This is a genomic window from Cyclobacterium xiamenense, assembly GCF_042140265.1.
In the GTDB taxonomy this organism is placed as follows: domain Bacteria; phylum Bacteroidota; class Bacteroidia; order Cytophagales; family Cyclobacteriaceae; genus Cyclobacterium; species Cyclobacterium xiamenense_A.
Genome location: NZ_CP159481.1, coordinates 2,537,461 through 2,555,560 on the forward strand (window position 1 = coordinate 2,537,461; position 18,100 = coordinate 2,555,560).

General features: G+C 43.5%; 14 protein-coding genes. 7 read left to right on the top strand and 7 right to left on the bottom strand.

Annotated elements, in window-relative coordinates:
- The first annotated feature begins 9 nt into the window (after positions 1-9).
- The 6 genes from ABWH99_RS10755 to ABWH99_RS10780 all read left to right on the top strand — a co-directional run bounded on the left by ABWH99_RS10755 (position 10) and on the right by ABWH99_RS10780 (position 8,962).
- The gene (locus tag ABWH99_RS10755) at positions 10-1,536 is read left to right on the top strand and encodes a RagB/SusD family nutrient uptake outer membrane protein (RefSeq protein WP_375586280.1); all 1,527 of its coding nucleotides are present in this window, start codon (positions 10-12) and stop codon (positions 1,534-1,536) included.
- On the top strand, positions 1,527-2,966 hold the full coding sequence (locus ABWH99_RS10760; RefSeq protein WP_375586281.1) for a sulfatase-like hydrolase/transferase: 1,440 nt from the start codon (positions 1,527-1,529) through the stop codon (positions 2,964-2,966). The genes ABWH99_RS10755 and ABWH99_RS10760 overlap by 10 nt, the downstream gene beginning before the upstream one ends.
- Before the next feature lie 11 nt (positions 2,967-2,977).
- A complete protein-coding gene (locus ABWH99_RS10765; RefSeq protein ID WP_375586282.1) occupies positions 2,978-4,243 on the top strand; it encodes an exo-alpha-sialidase in 1,266 nt (421 codons plus the stop codon).
- 41 nt (positions 4,244-4,284) lie between these two features.
- On the top strand, positions 4,285-5,490 hold the full coding sequence (locus tag ABWH99_RS10770) for an exo-alpha-sialidase (protein WP_375586283.1): 1,206 nt from the start codon (positions 4,285-4,287) through the stop codon (positions 5,488-5,490).
- A gap of 11 nt (positions 5,491-5,501) precedes the next feature.
- Positions 5,502-7,523 (top strand): FAD-dependent oxidoreductase, encoded by a 2,022-nt coding sequence (locus ABWH99_RS10775; protein WP_375586284.1) that lies wholly within the window; start codon positions 5,502-5,504, stop codon positions 7,521-7,523.
- 86 nt (positions 7,524-7,609) lie between these two features.
- Positions 7,610-8,962: a sulfatase-like hydrolase/transferase gene (locus tag ABWH99_RS10780; protein WP_375586285.1), complete on the top strand. Its 1,353-nt coding sequence runs from the start codon at positions 7,610-7,612 to the stop codon at positions 8,960-8,962.
- Between the two features lie 364 nt (positions 8,963-9,326).
- Here ABWH99_RS10780 and ABWH99_RS10785 read toward each other — a convergent pair whose 3' ends face one another.
- The 5 genes from ABWH99_RS10785 to ABWH99_RS10805 all read right to left on the bottom strand — a co-directional run bounded on the left by ABWH99_RS10785 (position 9,327) and on the right by ABWH99_RS10805 (position 14,246).
- Positions 9,327-10,127 carry an IS3 family transposase gene (locus tag ABWH99_RS10785; RefSeq protein ID WP_375585646.1) on the bottom strand — a complete coding sequence of 267 codons (801 nt, stop codon included), beginning with the start codon at positions 10,125-10,127 and terminating at the stop codon, positions 9,327-9,329.
- Positions 10,128-10,132: 5 nt separating this feature from the next.
- Positions 10,133-10,399 carry a transposase gene (locus ABWH99_RS10790; RefSeq protein ID WP_375585647.1) on the bottom strand — a complete coding sequence of 89 codons (267 nt, stop codon included), beginning with the start codon at positions 10,397-10,399 and terminating at the stop codon, positions 10,133-10,135.
- Positions 10,400-11,251: 852 nt separating this feature from the next.
- Positions 11,252-11,587 (bottom strand): DUF5615 family PIN-like protein, encoded by a 336-nt coding sequence (locus tag ABWH99_RS10795; RefSeq protein WP_375586286.1) that lies wholly within the window; start codon positions 11,585-11,587, stop codon positions 11,252-11,254.
- A 1-nt stretch (position 11,588) separates the two neighbouring features.
- A complete protein-coding gene (locus ABWH99_RS10800; protein WP_375586287.1) occupies positions 11,589-11,816 on the bottom strand; it encodes a DUF433 domain-containing protein in 228 nt (75 codons plus the stop codon).
- 393 nt (positions 11,817-12,209) lie between these two features.
- Positions 12,210-14,246, bottom strand: coding sequence for a hypothetical protein (locus ABWH99_RS10805; RefSeq protein ID WP_375586288.1), 2,037 nt, complete (start codon positions 14,244-14,246; stop codon positions 12,210-12,212).
- Between the two features lie 1,117 nt (positions 14,247-15,363).
- On the opposite strand from ABWH99_RS10805, the gene ABWH99_RS10810 reads away from it, so the two are divergent.
- Positions 15,364-16,497, top strand: coding sequence for a DEAD/DEAH box helicase (locus ABWH99_RS10810; RefSeq protein WP_375586289.1), 1,134 nt, complete (start codon positions 15,364-15,366; stop codon positions 16,495-16,497).
- A gap of 255 nt (positions 16,498-16,752) precedes the next feature.
- On the opposite strand, the gene ABWH99_RS10815 is transcribed toward ABWH99_RS10810, so the two are convergent.
- Positions 16,753-17,553 carry a hypothetical protein gene (locus ABWH99_RS10815; RefSeq protein ID WP_375586569.1) on the bottom strand — a complete coding sequence of 267 codons (801 nt, stop codon included), beginning with the start codon at positions 17,551-17,553 and terminating at the stop codon, positions 16,753-16,755.
- A gap of 36 nt (positions 17,554-17,589) precedes the next feature.
- Entirely contained in the window at positions 17,590-18,072 is a 483-nt protein-coding gene (locus tag ABWH99_RS10820) for a Gfo/Idh/MocA family protein (protein ID WP_375586290.1), read from the bottom strand.
- Between the last annotated feature and the right edge of the window lie 28 nt (positions 18,073-18,100).

An 18,100-nucleotide genomic window follows, 5' to 3' on the forward strand; every position in this document is an offset into this window, starting at 1 on the left:
GCAGAAATTATGAAATCGAATATACTTAAGTCCAGTTTTATAATTATTATGTTATTGGCTGTTTCCTGCGAGGATGATTTTTTAGAGAGGCAACCCCTTGATTCTCCATCAGCGGAAACATTTTGGACCTCCGCCGTGAATGCTGAGTTCTGGGTAAATAATTTGTATAATGGCCTTGCTACGACCGACGATGCACAGTTCGAGGCCTTCAGTGACAATGCCTTTGGCAGAGCAGCCCTCGGAGCCAACAGAATTGCCAATGGAACATTTGAGCCGATAGACCCAAATGTAAATAGATATTGGAACTTTAGAAAAATCAGGGAAAGTCTTGAATTTTTTGAGTTTATTGGGCAGGTACCGAATATATCTCAGGCGAAGCTCGATGAGCTTTCAGGTCAGGTTAATTTCATGGTAGCCTATCAATACTTTAGGTTAATAACGCTATATAGAGATGTGCCTTTGGTTACCCATCCATTGAGCATACCAGAAAGTGATATTCCAAAATCCCCAAAAGAGGAAGTTTTAAATTATATTTTAGAACATTTAAATTTGGCAATTGAACAGTTGCCAGTTAACTGGCCTGTTAACCAGACAGGTAGATTTACTAAGGGAGCAGCTCTGGCTTTAAAGGCTAGGGTACTCTTATACAATGAACGTTGGGCAGAAGCTGCCGCTGCTGCAAAGCAGGTGATGGATTTGAATGAGTATGAATTGCATCCGAAATTTGAAGAGCTTTTTTTGCAATCCTTTAATAACCAAACAAAGGAGGTTATTTTGGCAAGGCAGTATGCAAAGGATGTAGAGATCAACACAATGAACCGGAATTACGCTCCGGTTAGCATGGGTGGATTTGCACTAATTCTACCCACAGCGGAGCTAGAAAAATCTTATGAAATGATTGACGGACTTACAATTGAAGAATCTCCTTTATTTGATCCAATGAATCCATTTTCCAATCGAGATCCGCGATACTTTGCGACGTTTTTGTATCCTTACTCAAATCTTAACGGAGTAGTTTATAATCCTTTCGGATCCGATCAAAGGTTTTCCATAACATGGTTATATTTTCGAAAATACACCGGAGAATTAAGAGCGAGAGCTGAGTGGCAATCATACGTTAATTGGATTATTTTTAGGTATGCGGATGTACTGCTAATGTATGCCGAAGCAAAAAATGAAGAATCTGGGCCTGATCCTTCTGTTTATGATGTTCTAGACAAAATTAGGATGCGTGCGGGAATGCCGAGAGTTGATAGAGTAAAATATGGGAATCAAAGCACTCTCCGTACTTTTATTAGAAATGAAAGAAGGGTGGAATTAGCTGGAGAGGGTCTACGCTATTTCGATATTTTGAGGTGGAGAATTGCTGAGGAAACATTAAATGTGCAATTGAAAAGTCTATATGTTCCAGGCTTGCTTCCTGAAAATAATATTGAGCTTAGGGTATTTAATCCAAACAGACATTATGTATGGCCAATTCCCCAAGATGCAATTGACAGAGCTAAAAATTTAGAACAACATCCTGAATGGAGGTGAGAAGACTTTTATCGATGTTGAGTAACTTTAAATATTTTATTTTAATAGCAGGGTGTTGGCTACAATTGCCTTCGTGGTCAATGGTAAACGCATTGGGTGCTAAAACACAAAGTCCTAATATCATATTGATCCTGGCAGACGATCTTGGCTATGCAGATTTGTCTGCTTATGGCGGAAAGGTTAATACCCCAAACATTGATCAATTGGCCAAAGAAGGTATTCGATTTACCGATTTTCATTCAAATGGGGCCAACTGTTCCCCTACCCGTGCGTCCCTACTAACAGGTCGCTATCAACAAAGAATAGGAATTGTAGGTGCTTTGGGCGAAAATTCTCTGGGTCTTGGCGCACCGGAAGCGAAAAATGAGATTACCATTGCTCATTATCTAAACCAAAAAGGATATAAATCCGGGTTTATTGGTAAGTGGCACCTTGGGTATAATAAGGAGCAGAGTCCTCTAAATTTCGGGTTTGACGAGTTCAGAGGGATGCTTCATGGGGCAGTGGATTACCACTCCCATGTGAACACTTTTGGTCGGTTGGATTGGTGGCACAATGATAAATTGGTGCGGGAAGAGGGATATGTTACCCATTTGGTTACTAACCATGCGATGGAGTTTATTGAAGCCAATAAAAATGGACCATTTTTCTTGTTACTTTCCCATCTGGCAATTCATTTTCCATGGCAGAGCCCAGAAGATGAACCGCATAGAGTACTGGGGAAAAGGTATAGAGAGGTTAGTGGACCCCTGAACAGGTTGGGAGCTCACTCACCCGAAAAAGTAGGTAAAGTGGTGGAAAGAATGCTTGAGGAGTTGGATAAAAGTGTCGGCGCTATTATGGAAAAATTATTGGAGATGAATCTGGATGAAAATACATTGGTATTATTTATTTCAGATAATGGGGGCATTACTGAATACAACGGAGGTTATACCGAAATATCCTCCAATCACCCGTTGCGTGGGGCAAAACACACTGTCTATGAGGGGGGGCACAGGGTGCCCGCAATTGCCCACTGGCAAGGGAGAATTGAAAGCGGAACAGTAAGCCATGAAACCGTGATGACAATGGATATTCTGCCAACTTTGCTTAAACTAGTACAAATAGATGCCCCGGACAAGAATGGCCGCAATTCCCTGGATGGGATCAATCTCTTGCCACTCCTTTTGAATGGAAAAAGGTTGGATTCCAGGCATTTGTTTTGGCAGGTGGGTGGCAGTTCGGCCGTAAGATCCGGTAATTGGAAACTTGTGGTAATGGATCCAGGAAAATCTATGGAACTTTATAACCTCCATGAAGATATCGGGGAAGACAAAAATTTAGCCATTAAACACCCAACAATAGTCAAAGACCTTTTTAACCAGCTCCAAGATTGGGAGAAGGAAGTCAATCAAAAGTATTACCAAAATGGAAAATATTATAAAAAATAAAATATGTAAATATGAAAATAATACAAAAACAATATTTTATTATTTCAATTACAATATTTCTTTTACCAATTTTTGGTTGTAGTCAGAAAGGTGAAGACACCAAACCAGAGGATTATCCTGATCCGGCAACTAATCCAAAGTCGCCCCTAATGCTGTCTGGAGATTGGTTTGACCATCCGCATCAAATTGATTTTGATAATCTTCCAAGAATTCCTTTAGAACATGCACTCGTCAGCGATGTGACGGCTGAAGGGGTTAACCATGCCTCATTTTCGGAGGCACAGGCAAGTGGTGGTGTAAACCAGCATTCCTATCTAACCTTTTTTGAGGGAAAATATTGGCTTATGTGGAGCGATGGTCCGGGTGTAGAGGACAGAGTAGGTCAAATAGTTAAATATGCCACCAGCCCGGATGGTCTCCAATGGTCTGATCCCGATTTTCTAACTTCTTATCCGGAAGGCTCCGGACCTGAATCGGAGCTTTACAATACTAGGACTGACAAAGGAATGCGTTGGATATCAAGAGGTTTTTGGCAACGTGACGGGGAACTTCTGGCATTGGCATCCTTGGATGAAGCAGCAGGGTTTTTTGGACCAAGCCTGGAATTACTGGCTTACAAATGGAATGGGGAATCCAATTCCTGGGAGGAGAAAGGAGTTGTTTATAAAAATGCCATCAATAATTTTCCCCCAAAGCTTTTGCCTTCAGGAGAGTGGTTAATGTCCCGTAGGGCTTATGATTATAAAGAATCAGGAATTGAATTTCTGGTCGGGGGAATAAAAGGATTTGATCAGTGGGAATCCTACCCGGTAACAGGCTCTACGGAGGAAATGGATCCTGAAGAACCTTATTGGTGGGTGCTTCCTGACGGAAAAAGCCTGATGGCACTTTTTAGAGACAACAGGAGAAGCGGTTACCTCTACAGGTCCTTTTCGACGGACAATGGCCGAACCTGGAGCAATCCTGTGAGGACAAATTTCCCGGATGCCAGATCAAAATTCAATGGTTTAAGAATGAGTGATGGAAGGTATGTGTTAGTTTCTAATCCCAACCCTGAAAGAAGAGATCCCCTTGCGTTAGCCATAAGTGAAGACGGAATGGTATTTACGAAGATGGGCTATTTGACCGGTGGCCGCCATATAGATTATCCGCATGTCATTGAACAGGACGGGTATTTACTGATTGCTTTTGCTGGATCGGTAAAACAGAAAATCGAAGTATTGAAGGTTAAGATTTCTGATTTGGATAATTTGGAAATGGCACCATTGAAAAGGTAAAATGTTATTCTATTCTTTAATCCGTATTTTAATTAAGTAAAATGAAAAAGACCCTCATAACCTGGTTGCTATTGTATTGGTTACAGAGCCCTGTTTGTAGTCAAAACCTGAATTACCCCCATCCCTCCACTAACCCCAAATCTTCACTGATGTTACAGGGGGATTGGGTGCCTGAGGATTTTAAGCAATTCGATTTTTCCTCTCTGCCCAAAATTCCCTCGGAGCATTCTATAGTCAGCGATGTGCGCTATGCATGGGGAAGAAAGACGAATCAGCATAATTACCTTACATTCTATGATGGTAGATTTTGGGCAATGTGGAGTGATGGACCTGGAGTGCATAGGAGTGAGGATCCGATAAAACATAGAGATATTGTTCCGGGCCATGACCAGCCAGGACAGTTGATCTCCTATTCTACCTCTGAGGATGGAATAAACTGGACAGAGCCGAGAGATCTTGCTGGGCCTCCGGATGATGGATTTGGGTGGATTGCGAGAGGGTTTTGGATCAGAAACGGGGAATTATTGGCTTTAGCTACCAGATACAATGCGCCATCTTATAGAGGTGAAGGTCTTCAGCTTCATGCTTATGAATTGGCAACAGAAGGTAATAAGAGTTGGAAGCACAAGGGTCTTGTGTTTGACAATGCCATGAATAATTTTCCTCCCAAAAAACTCCCTAATGGAGAATGGATGATGTCTCGCAGGGATAAAAACTCTGATGTATATATGTTGATCGGGGGTACTGAATCTATTGGAAAGTGGGAGAATTATCCAATTGTAAGTTACCAAAATAGAGAATTTGGTGCAGAGGAACCCTATTGGATGGTGTTACCGGATAATAATATTGTAGCCTGGTTTCGAGACAACAAAAGGAGCGGAAATCTCTACCGGTCTTTCTCCACTGACAATGGTCGAACCTGGACTCCACTCGTAAAAACTAATTTCCCAGATGCAACTTCAAAATTTAGTGGATTAAAATTAAAAGATGGCCGTTATGTACTCGTTTCCAACTCTAATCCTCTTAAACGGGATCCCCTTACCATTGCCATCAGTGATGACGGTCTAGTATTTACCAAAATGGGTTACCTGGTTGGCGGACGACATATAGACTACCCACATGTGATGGAACACGAGGGTTCTTTATATATCGCATTTGGAGGAGCCAAACAGACTGTAGAGGTTTTAAAGATTGAAATTTCAGAATTGGATAAACTAGAAATGCCTCCCAAACCAAAAACAAAATAGATGATTATAAAATGGATAGAAGAAATTTTATTAAAATAAGTGCTCTAGGAACAATATTTTCTGGTAGTGGCATAACTGCGGCATGTGTATGGAATGAACCAGAATCTGAGGGGGAGGATAGGGCAGATATTGCTGTTATCGGAGGAACACCAGCGGGAATTATGGCGGCGATTGCGGCAGCAAGGATGGGTTCTAAGGTGATACTTACTGAATATCATGGCCATTTGGGAGGGATGACAACAAGTGGTTTGGGGAAAAGTGATATAGAAAACAAGGAGGCAATAGCTGGGCTTTTTAAAGAATTTACCGGGCAGGTGCTTCAATACTACACCGATAAATATGGAAAAGATTCCAATAATGTTCGGCTTTGCAAAGAAGGTTATTATTATGAACCTTCGGTTGCTGAGCTTGTATTTAACCAAATGATAGGGGAAGAGAAAAATATTCGGGTGCTGCTGAATTATCAAATTGAAGAAGTAGACATGAATGATGAAAGAGTTTCCGGGATAGTTTTTATCGACCGAAATTCTGGAGATAGGAAATATTTAATTGCAGAAGTGTTTGTGGATGCCACCTATGAAGGAGATATATTTGCACTTGCCGGCGCTGAATACCGGTTAGGTAGGGAAGGAAAAGATGAATTTGATGAGGAGCATGCCGGACATATTTTTTTTGATTTCAATGAAAAATCTTTTTTGGAAGGAAGTACAGGAGAAGGGGATTATAAATTACCTGCATATACTTATCGCCTTTGCATGACCGATGACCCTGAGAACAGTTATGTACTTTCTGAACCGCCTTCGGGATATGATAGGAATAATTATGTAAAATATTTTGCGGATTTAAAGGAGGGGAGGCTTAGCGCACCTAAAGTGTTCAAAGAAGGACATGGTTATTATGCGGATCACTTTGATACCATGGTCCGGGTCTTCTCCTTTACCGAAATACCAAACCGTAAATATGATGTCAATATCAATCCAAGGCCATTAGGTTTCCCATTTGTTGGAGAAAATTATTCTTATCCAGAGTCAGACTGGGAAACAAGGGAAAAAATCTTCCAAAGACATAGGGAACTTACTCTGGGGCTGATTTATTTTGTTCAGAATGATCCGGAGATTCCAGAAGCGCACAGGAATTTGGCTTTGCAATACCACCTTCCCAAGGATGAGTTTACAGATAATGAACATTTTCCATGGCAGTTTTATATCCGTGAGGCAAGGCGGTTGAAAGGAATGTACACCCTAACGGAAAATGATGTAACCCTGCAGGGCAATGCGAAACGAACGACTGTTTTTGAAGATACCATAATTACAGGAGAGTTTCCAATTGACAGTTTTCCCGTTTCCAAAGTGCCATCTATGGACAATAAGGTTTTGGAAGGATACATCGGTATGCTGGAAATATCCCCGTATCAGATTCCATACAGGATTTTGGTTCCTGAAAAAGTTCTCGGGCTAATAGTACCTGTGGCTGCTTCCACTACTCATGTAGCCTTTTCTACCGTAAGAATGGAACCCCTATGGATGGGGATAGGGCAGGTTGCTGGTATTTCGGCCCATCTATCCAGAGAATTGCAGGTGGAAATAAAGGATGTGCCAATTCCCTATCTCCAGAGTATTTTGATTAAGAAACGCCAGATATTGACTTATTTTGAAGACATGCAAAGAGAGGACAAAGCTTTTGATGCGATACAGTTTTGGGGAACAAAAGGGTTTTTTGATTCCTATTTGGCAAGGCCAAAGGAAAATCTGACCGCTAATGACTTTGAACTATGGGTCAGTATATTTACCAATCTGACGGACAGTACAGGGATAATCCCTGCGGGTTGGAAACCAAATGATCAAACGGTCCGGATTAAAGACATAATGAAAATTATTCAGGACTTGGAAAAGAGCAATGGCAACAAACTTAATCCGAATTCCTGGCTGTATAAAAGTAGGGATGGGGATGCCGCTGTTCTTAGAGGCGAGGTTTGTATGGCTTTGTATCAGCTATTCCGGGAAAGTAATTTAGCCCAGCCTGCATTTTCCTGATTATTATGACTTGATAATTGGAGGATGTTCATTGTTTCTATCATTTGTTAATAGAAATATGAAAGGAATCATAAAAATTTTGGAAAATGAATTTTATAGGTGCTGGTTTTATTTTCTTTTTTTTGCTTAACCAAGGAAGAGGAATCTCACAGGTTCTTCATGATGGAAACATACATGGAGGTTTGCATGCTCCCAATATAATCCTGATTGTAATAGATGACCTTGGATATGGAGATCTTGGAATTTTTGGGAATAAAGATCATCAAACCCCCAATATGGATCGTTTGGGCAAGGAGGGGATTCTTTTTACGGATTTTCATGCTAATGCCCCCGTATGTAGTCCAACCAGGGCTGCATTGATGACTGGACAATACCAGCAGAGGTCGGAAGTAGAGCATGCCATAGGCTTTACTCTGAAGGAGGGGCTGCCACTCCACAAAACCACAGTCGCAGAGAGGTTGCAAAGCTCAGGTTATTCAACTGCTGTTTTTGGTAAATGGCATCTGGGCCATGTAACCCGTTTTGAGCCGAACGATCAGGGGTTTTCACAAAGCTGTGTAAGTAACAACACGCCGGATTATCACAGCCATGTATCCCGTGAAGGGGAGAGAGATTGGTATAAAAATCAGGTATTGTTGGAAGAATCAGGATATTTGACCGATTTGGTAAATGATTATTCAATTAGATTTATAGAGGAATCCAGTGAAACGCCATTTTTTCTGTTTATTTCCCACCTTGCGGTCCATTTTCCTTTCCAGGGGCCAAATGACCCAATTCATAGGACCCTGGGAAAAACATGGCATGATAGCAAATTCGGGCCTTTACCCGAAAGCCAATACCGAAGGGCATACAAAGACATGCTTGAGGCGGTGGATGCGAGCATTGGCCAGGTAATTGAAAAACTGGAGGACTTGGGATTAAGGGAAAAGACTTTAATTTTTATAACCTCCGATAATGGTGCTTATTCCTGGGTCGGGAGTAATTTTCCATATAGCGGACAAAAGGGAGATTTACTGGAAGGAGGGCACAGAGTTCCAGCAATTGCCAATTGGCCTGGAAAAATTGAGGCAGGTCGTATTACCTCTGAAACTTCCATGACCATGGATCTAGCACCAACATTTCTATCATTGTCTGGTTTAAATTTTATTAATGATAATGATATGGATGGTGTGGATTTAGGTCCTGTTTTATTTCAAAATGAAAAGCTGATACCCAGACAGCTCTTCTGGAGGTTCAACAACCCCTATGAGGATTCAAAAGCCTTTGCGGTGAGGGATGGCGATTGGAAATACCATGTAGTCAATGGTGAAAGGTTTTTGTTTCACTTAAATTTGGATCCTTTAGAAAAAACTAACCTTATCCATGTTTATCCTGACAAAGCGGAATGTTTGGAAAGGGACTATGATAAGTGGTTGGCGGAAATTGAAAAAGAGTTGTAATATTGAAAATAGGGGTTTGCGCATATCAATTATTTAATCAGTTAGTGTGGCGAGGGAAAATATTAGCCATTTTTGAAACCTAATTTATTCAGAGTATGCGGAATACGGAGGTTTTTCTAAAACAGCCGGAATATAGACAGTTTAGGTCAAGCGATTTCAAAGTGGTATATGGCTGGGAATTTTGACAGGTTGTAAATGTAGGTTTTTGTTTTGAATTTTGCCATGCCGGTCCGAAACGGAAGTGGGCGCTGCTGAGGAGCAACCCACCAGGGATAGGGCTGGCCGACCGAAACGGGTTCCAAGGCTGTCCAGTGGGCAGCCTTTTTGTCTCCCTGTTTTGGGAGTTTTATTCCTTTGGAAAACCTTACGCCGCATATTCAGAAGGGGTTTGGTATCCCAGTGACTGGTGGGGTCTCTGATTGTTGTAATCTTGTTTCCATGTATCGGCTAGGTCTTGAGCATGCGCAACGGAACTGAATAGGTAAGCATCAAGCACATCTTCCCGGAAGGTTCTATTGAACCGCTCTACGATTCCGTTCTGCTGGGGTTTTCCTTTCTGGATTGGCGACCACGTTATCTGCTGGTCGCTCATCCATGCCTGAAACTTCTTGCTTCTGAATTCAGGACCGTTGTCGGTTCGGATACGCCTGGGCTTGCCCTGAAATTCAATCATACGCTCCAGGTATTCGATTACACGTACAGACGGCAGGCTGTGTGCCACCGCAATCCCCATGCAGGCACGGTTGAAATGATCCACCACGTTCAGCGTCCTGAATTTTCTCCCGTTTTCCAACGTGTCAGACATAAAGTCCATTGCCCACTCTTGGTTGGCCACTAATGGAATCTCAATCGGATTGGCGGGCTGATTCTTGATCCTGCGTTTCAGACGCCTGTGCAGGCTAAATCCCTCTTGCTCGTACACGCGCCTGATCTTGCTACCACTAATGTGAGGATACTTTTTCTGCACCAGGCAGATCACCTTGTTTCTGCCTTTTCGGCTACAGCCTATCACCTGCTCAATCATCGTTTTGATCTGGGCATCTTTTGCTGGCATTTTCTTCTGGTAATACTTTGTGGTTCTGGATACCGATACGACGCTGCACGCCCATGCATGGGACACCTTGTAGGTATCTTCAAGGTAGGTCACCTGTTCCTGCTTTTGCACGGGCGTCAGGGCTTTTTTGACAAAAGATCTTTGATCATGTCAATCTCCAGACTTTGGTTGGCCACTATTCTCTTCAAGCGACTGTTTTCTTCCTCCAGGCTTCTGAGACGACGAAGTTCTTGCACATCCATGCCCGAATATTTATTCCGCCAGCTGTAAAACGTCGCAGAACTGATGCCGTACTTCCGGCATATATCTTCTACTTTGTGGCCGTCCTCTTGCAGTTTGAGGATCTTGATGACCTGCTCTTCGCTAAATTTGCTCTTTTTCATAATCACTAAGTTAAAAATTCTAGTTTTAACCTGTTCAAAAAAAGCAGCCTAGTACCAAGTCTACACATAGAAAAAGAAAATTCACCCCAAAGACCTCCAAGCAATCACAGAGAATTAACAGAGATTAGGATAGCGAAAATAAAGTATAAACACTGGCAAAATTCACCCCTATCAACTAATTTGGGCTTAAAATCTGTATTCCACGGTATTTTAGCGAATCGAATTAAGACCCATATGACCCACTTCAAACGAACTATTGGATTATCCCTTCTTCTTTGCGCCTAATTTAACAGTGCTCTCGCACAAGACAACCGAGCTGAATTTAATCCCCCATGACTAATAAAAGCTTCCGAGATATCGCAGAAACACTCCATTGAGAGCCGAAAGTTTAGTGGTATATCTAGCCTGGCAGTAAGTCCCAAGGGGCGTATATGGGCGGTTTGGTATGCGGGGATTACTCCCGGTGAAGACCTAAATAAAGGCAATCTTTTGCTCGTAAAACACGGTCCCATAGATCAGAAAATCGGACGTTCGCATCTGATGGCATTTATATCCAAAGATGATGGTTTCACTTGGTCAAACGGTTTATTGCTTGATGAGCGGCCCGGGGTATCTTATGCTGACGGTCAGCAAACTAGCGATGGCACGATTTGGATCACGTATGATTTTAGCCGGACGGGGAATCAGGATATCCTTATGACGCATTTTTCAGAAAGTGATATCTTATCGGAAAGAAATAGCGAGATAATTCTTAAGGTTTAAACGAATCGAAAATTGATTAGCACGGGAGTAAGATAAAAACTTGTCTAGATACCTTTCTAGATTGTTAAGAATTAGTAAAAATCACATATATTATACGATTTCAAGAAAGCCGTACTCCGTTGAAAAATATAGTTCTTCAATATCTTTTTTGTGTTTGATCAGCAATTGCTCCAAAAAAGCATTGCTTTGATTGCCCGTTCGTAATAGAACCACTTTTGGTGGAAAACCTCTTGAATTGGCAAGATTTAAAAAATCAATATCATTGCTAACGATTATCAGGTCGTTGATTAATGCATATTTCCAAATATCAAGGTCTTTGGCTGGTATTTCAAGACCGATACTGTCAACATGGATACAATCTTCGAAGTGGGAGCTAAGCTTGCGTGATAAACGCCAGGACATGTTCGCATCCAAAAGCAATTTCATGCTATGCCGCCACGATTTTGATAAAAGCCTCCCTATTGGCGGCAAATGCAAGTGCCGCAAGGATGTGCTCTTCTTTTAATATCGGAAAATCAGCAAGAATTTCCTCCTTACTCATACCTGACGCTAGCCATTGAAGTATATCGACAACCGCAATGCGCGTACCTTTGATACAAGGCTTTCCGAAACGTATATTCGGATCGATTACAATTTGGGATGAAAATTGTTCCATATAGTAAAAGTCGGTAAAATTTCTTTAATGTCCAATATCCAATCCATGTGCCCCTAACTTTGCCTCCCATTTTAGCGGCAAACAAGTTGGCCCATCAGTGATAATTTTTTAATTCAACGATAAAATTAAATACCTATGCCCATCTTCTGTCAACCGTCCCCAATCATCCGACCCGTTCCGGCCTCCGATTTTCTGTCTCCCGTTTTCCGGTCGCTTCATGATATAGGGTGACAGGTCGTTGACCGAAGCTTGTGGATAACTTTTTTTGTTCAAATCAAACGTTTATATTACCCAACAGAATGTTACTTTAAATCTCAGAATGTGAGAACTATTTTTTTTATTGCATTATATATATTTAAGGTCACCTCTTAATACAATTTACCCCGTCCCTCTTCACCTATAAAACGGCTGATTATAGATTTCACTTCGGGCTCCATAAATGGGTTCCGGTAATCCAACTTCGAGGGCGCCCAGATCCGGAGCTTTTCCAGAGAAGTTGTCATTTACGTTTGGTATTAGAACCCCTGAATCTACTGCCTTCCCCTTCGGATTGAGTTTAAAGTTAAGATCTACAGCGTGATAAACCGGGCCAGGCTTGTCTTCTCCAGGGGCTTTGATAGGCATCTTCAGATTCTCAAAAATAGCATAATCGACTGTTATACCGTGTGCTTCTAGACCACTTGCTTGGTGCAGATCCGCCAATGTCTTAAATCCGATCCGCTCTCCTTTGGGAGATAGCCACATGTACTGATTTTCAGGACTATCAGGTCCCCGATTGGGCCGGTACCCGTTGTGATCCGCTACTGAATAGGTAGTTGTATACGGGAAAGCAGCAATGATCGTCGGCCCATCCGCACCAAGAAACAAATTATTCCGGTAGTTCGAATTTGGGTGTCCGCCTCCAGCGTTGTTCTCAGCAATGAAAGTATTATGGTAGGCGATGAGACCAGGTACTCCTCCGTGAATTTTAAGCGCTCCCCTCCCTATATGATAGAGCACATTCCTAATATAGTAGGCAGGACCGCCAAATACGGGTTGCGCACTTATTCCACTCCCCGCAGAGTTCATACCCCTATTCCGCATAACCCGAATATTGTGCACACCACCATCCGCCTCAATAAAGTCATCGACCAAGAGGTGTAAATCATTGTTGTAGATATCGATGGACACCGCTTTTAACTCCTGCGCTTTCTCTGGGGTTCCATAGGTTGATATGCCAATGGCATCGTGGAAGAAGGCAATCGAATTATAGGCAATTACATGCCCAGAACCGTATACTTTGATGCCATAGTAAGAATCTAGCAGATGCGTCCCGTAAGGAGTTAAACCTTCCCTGTGAGCTTGCCAACCGTACGTTCTATAGCGATCATCACGACCAATGAGGACGTTATCTTGAATCAGAAAGTTTTTTGAACCGGCATATTCTGTCACAATACCTTCACCGACATGTTCAAAACGACAATTGCGAACAGTCAAGTCACTTGCTCCTGCTAAATGTTTCCTGCCGGCTTCGAAAACTCTGCCGGCATTCCTAAAGGTAAGCCCCTGAAAAATATGATGTTCGGTGGCCATGACATTAAATAGAATTGCCGCTCCTGCTCCATCAAAGATGACTTCACCATCCCCTGCCGCCTCGATCACGATAGGACGTTCTGCCGTTCCTTTTGCCGTGAAAAAATAGGTTCCGTCAAAGGGTATATTATGCCAATCGGGATAGTTAAGCAGATTCCCCTGATAGAGTCCCCCATGTATTTTAATAATATCCCCAGGTTGTACCACATCTTCAGCTACCACATTCCAATCTCCCTTCGTATTGGTAGAACCCCCATAGGCAGAAACCAAGCCCGGATAATTTGGCTCTTCTTTCTCGCCCGTGTGGTATTGGGAATATACATGTCTTACCCTTCCCCCACTGACAGCCTTAGGCTCGGCACGTGTGGAAACAATTACTACGTTAACGGCTTCCCCTTCAACCCCATCAGGATCTTCCAGCGTAAAGCGAGCCTCATAGGCTGTGTTTTCAGCAACATCCAAAATACTTCCCACAAACATGGCGGGAGTGGTGTAATCAATTCCCGCTCTTTCAATATGTTCCCCACCAATTCGAAGCAGGGGCATTCCGTTTTTCCATTCGCTACCCGATCCAGCGATCCGATACGCTACGGCTACCGTCGCATTTCGGTTATCATCCCCCGCGATATACCACTCAAATCCAAGATTGGTTAGTGTGGGTGGCTCCACAATAAACTCCCCTGAATTAACGGCATCTTGGGCATTCAGATATAGAGGGCACCAAAAAACCAGAATAAACGATAATGTTGACAAAGCTAAGCGAACATTTAAAGCCTTCAGACTTTTTGGTCGTGAATCTACAAATGTATTACTCCACTTTTGGTATATTGGTAAATCAGACGTTGCTGAGAACTGCATTTTGATAGGGTTAATAATACCGACGTTCCATTAAACATTGAAATTAATAAAAATACCTCATGAAACGCGGAAAGACATGATAAATTGGTCCAAATAATGCTGAGAAGCAATAACAGGTAAAAGTACCATTTTTCTTCTGGTTAACCGGGAATTATTCAGACCTTGTTAAGCGGGCAAAAGAATAGGGTCTTGGTAGTGAGGATCATTTCCCTGTCCAAAATCCATCCTCGGACGTTGGTTGGAAACAGGTAGCCGTCCCTTTAACTTGGCCGGCTTGCTGCCTAAGGGTAGCCTTTTCAAGACCTACAACCCATATACACGTTTACCACTTTGCTGTTTTGGCAAACTTAAAAAGGAAATAAAATGATCCATCTTACCCACATTATCGGACTTTCCCTTATTTTTTGCACGAATCAAAGCTCCTTTGCGCAAAACAACTCCGCTAAATTGGATCTACCACGGCTGATATAAGGTGCTGAAATAAGCCAACTACACTTTAAAGAGAGTAGAAAGTTTTCAGGGATTTCTAGCTCGGCGGTAAGTCCCAAGGGTCGTATGTGGGCGGTCTGGTATGCAGCAGGGACAACTCCCGGTGAAGATCTGGTCTCCTGTCGTGCCCTCAAGAATTCAGCACCCCTCTGCTAGATTTTTTTATGTTGGCTCAATTCAGGCAGTCTGCTACTGGTAAAATTCGACCCCATAGCCCAGAAAATAGCCGGTTTTCATCTGACGGTATTTGTTTTTAAGGACGATAGCTACTTCTGGTCGGATGGGCTATTGCTTGATTAGCCGAGCGCAGTACCTTATCCGGGCGATCAGTAGTTTGTCCAATAGAATCCTTAGGGTAATAGATGACCATCGCACGGCGAACTGGTAATTTATAGGAATAACGATTAGCAAACCTCCAGTATATAACGTTTGGGTAGGAAGTAGATTTTCTTAGATTTTCACCGCGGTTCGAACTCTGCAGCATCGTCATTTGAAAATGCAACGGGCAAGTCAGGTGCTCCGAATACGAATCGTTTCTACCATTTGACAAAACCTTCAGGGGGTAGCCGATGCCCTAACAGGTGCCCGGCAATGTACCGATACTTCGAAAAAAGACGTACCTTTAGCCATGAGCTTTTCCAACCTCGGTCTTTCACTGCCACTGCTTGAAGCAGTACGTATCGAAACCTACGAAAATCCCTTCCCGATTCAGATAAAAGCAATACCCGCTATTCTTCAAAAGAAAGACCTTTGGGCCCTGGCTCCAACAGGGTCGGGAAAAACAGCCGCGTTCGTGTTGCCCATCCTGGACCTATTTCAGGGGAAGACTGCCGTAAAAAGTAGGGCAGTTGCCGCCCTGGTGCTGGTGCCTACCCGGGAATTGGCTCTTCAGGTCGATCAAACAGTAAAAACGTTTGCCAACAGCTTGCCAAGGAACGTAAAATCCATGGCGGTGTATGGTGGGGTATCCATTAATCCCCAAATGATACACCTGTACGGAACCGATCTCCTGATCGGGACTCCCGGTCGCTTATTGGATTTGCTTTCAAAAAAGGCTGTGGACTTGTCCAAATTGGAGATACTGGTTCTGGATGAGGCCGATAAAATGCTGAATCTTGGGTTTAAGGAAGAGGTGGATGAAATCTTGTCCAGCTTGCCCAAAAAACGGCAGAATATCCTTTTTTCTGCGACCACGGAGGAAGCGGTAGCAGGCTTATCGACCAAACTGCTTCATGAACCGGTCCGGATAGAAATCGGGCAAGATACCGTTTCCCCTGCTCAAATCAAGCAATCGGCCTATTTGGTCAGGCCCGAAAACAAGGGACCTTTGTTGCGGTTTTTAATCACCGAGGGAAACTGGGAACAGGTGTTGGTTTTTGCCAGTTCCAAACGAGCGGCAGATAATCTCGCCGCCAAACTAAAAAAACACGGCATACAGGCTCGGTCCTTTCACGGGGACAAAAGTCAGGCGGCACGGACGGAATCGCTTCGTAATTTTAAGCAAGGAAACCTACGGGTTTTGGTGGCCACGGATCTCGCTTCTCGGGGCATTGACATTCAATTTCTACCCCATGTGGTCAATTACGAACTGCCTCGTTCCCCAAAGGATTACATTCACCGCATCGGTCGGACCGGAAGGGCAGGATCGGAAGGAGAGGCCATTTCCCTGATATCACCAGAAGAGGCCCATCATTTCAAGGTCATTCAGAAAAAAATGAAGCGAATGGTCGAATTGATCGATTCAGCGAATTTGGGTTTTTAGCGCAATGAACCGGTTTCCTGTATTCGACCTGGCATTTTTTTAAATTTTCACCCAATCAACCTGCTTGACACGGGAAGATTTGCCTGATTTTTTTGACGTTAGGTTTGCTCCGGGATCGGTCGATGAGCTGGGTACATTCGATATCCGTTCGGGAAATAAACGGGTACCAACCAGTGAAACGCCGGTCATTTTCCAGGTACAAAAAAAGATTCCTGCTACGCTCAGGAGGCCATTCATCCGTTAAGGCGATCTTTTTCAGGTATATAGTAGTGGTCTTTTTTGCCAATTTCCACGGGTAAAATCGGGAAAATCTACCGGCCTGCTTTTATCGGCGACAGAGCTGCCGGTAAGGGGGATAATGGCAGCACTTGTTACCGAATCGTACACGTCCCAGTCCGGCTGTTTATTTTCCTGCAAGGCGAGGATCAGTCGGTGCCAGTTGATGGGGGTTTGGGTCATTCCTCCACTGCCATGTCCGCGGATTGCTCCTCCTTTGCGTTCGGGTGGGGCGTAATTTTTCGTAATTTCATGCGCATATTCTTCCAGATACGGCGCTGCGGGTTCCCATTGATGTTCCCTTGGACTTCTACCTTCAATATAAATTCGCTGGGCATCCCTTTCCTTCAAATAAATTCCCTTTGTGCCCTGAAGTCGGAAACTTTCCCGGGGGTGGGGGGTGTGTGTGTCGTGGTTTAGGGTGACCATTTTCCCCTTTACGGTTCGGATGAGTGAGGCATTGTAATCCCCAAGCGCCATCTCTTTCGTGGCGTACGGATGTTTTTCTCCGTATTGGGCTCTGGCATAGTCGTTGAGCATGCCGGATTTCGTACTCATGGATACCAGGTAATCAAACCTGTCCCCATGGTTGATGTCCAGCACCGGCATCATGTTTCTCATGGGATGGTCGGGGTAGAGATTGCCGTTTTTATCGATCGCAGGCTGCAATCTCCAAGGTTCTTCTTCGGGATTAAACTTCACCATCCTCAGGTCATGTATGTAGCCACTTTCTACATGGAGGATATCCCCTAATAATCCTTTTCGCACCATATTCAACATGGTCAGGTCTCCAAAACCACCCAATACGATACTGGCTCACTTACCGGTGCTTTCAAAGGTTTCTACCAATTCCCATGCTTCTTCAAGTGTCTGGGCAATGGGAACCTCGCAAGCCGCATGTTTTCCATTTCTCATGGCCGCCAGGCATACCGGAGCATGGGTATCCCAGGGGGTGGCGCAAATCACGGCGTCCAGCTCTTCCTCCTCGCATAGCCTGATAAAGTCCGTTGGCCCCCTGTCATAAAGTCTGGGGCTCGGTTGACCGGATTCTTCAATCCATCGTTTGGCCTGGTAAAGGTTTTTGGGATCGATGTCACAAATGGCAGGGATCTCTACCCCGGTAATTCCAAGTGCGGTGTCCAGGTGGTAGGAGCCTCTACCGCCAATACCCACAAAACCCAGTCTGAGGTTTTGCTTGAGGCCCACGGCCTTGGATGGATTGGACAGTAACCCCATTGAAATGCCTCCAAGGGCCAGCGTAGAAAGCTTCAGGAAATACCTGCGGTCAAGACTATTCATCGTATTTTTTTTAAATTTAAACGTACTG

Bases quoted from the DNA above. Each gene is read 5' to 3' on its own strand.
- ABWH99_RS10755 (WP_375586280.1), top strand. From the start codon at position 10: ATGAAATCGAATATACTTAAGTCCAGTTTTATAATTATTATGTTATTG.
- ABWH99_RS10760 (WP_375586281.1), top strand. From the start codon at position 1,527: ATGGAGGTGAGAAGACTTTTATCGATGTTGAGTAACTTTAAATATTTT.
- ABWH99_RS10765 (WP_375586282.1), top strand. From the start codon at position 2,978: ATGAAAATAATACAAAAACAATATTTTATTATTTCAATTACAATATTT.
- ABWH99_RS10770 (WP_375586283.1), top strand. From the start codon at position 4,285: ATGAAAAAGACCCTCATAACCTGGTTGCTATTGTATTGGTTACAGAGC.
- ABWH99_RS10775 (WP_375586284.1), top strand. From the start codon at position 5,502: ATGGATAGAAGAAATTTTATTAAAATAAGTGCTCTAGGAACAATATTT.
- ABWH99_RS10780 (WP_375586285.1), top strand. From the start codon at position 7,610: ATGAATTTTATAGGTGCTGGTTTTATTTTCTTTTTTTTGCTTAACCAA.
- ABWH99_RS10790 (WP_375585647.1), bottom strand. From the start codon at position 10,399: ATGAAAAAGAGCAAATTTAGCGAAGAGCAGGTCATCAAGATCCTCAAA.
- ABWH99_RS10795 (WP_375586286.1), bottom strand. From the start codon at position 11,587: ATGAAATTGCTTTTGGATGCGAACATGTCCTGGCGTTTATCACGCAAG.
- ABWH99_RS10800 (WP_375586287.1), bottom strand. From the start codon at position 11,816: ATGGAACAATTTTCATCCCAAATTGTAATCGATCCGAATATACGTTTC.
- ABWH99_RS10805 (WP_375586288.1), bottom strand. From the start codon at position 14,246: ATGCAGTTCTCAGCAACGTCTGATTTACCAATATACCAAAAGTGGAGT.
- ABWH99_RS10810 (WP_375586289.1), top strand. From the start codon at position 15,364: ATGAGCTTTTCCAACCTCGGTCTTTCACTGCCACTGCTTGAAGCAGTA.
- ABWH99_RS10815 (WP_375586569.1), bottom strand. From the start codon at position 17,553: ATGTTGAATATGGTGCGAAAAGGATTATTAGGGGATATCCTCCATGTA.
- ABWH99_RS10820 (WP_375586290.1), bottom strand. From the start codon at position 18,072: ATGAATAGTCTTGACCGCAGGTATTTCCTGAAGCTTTCTACGCTGGCC.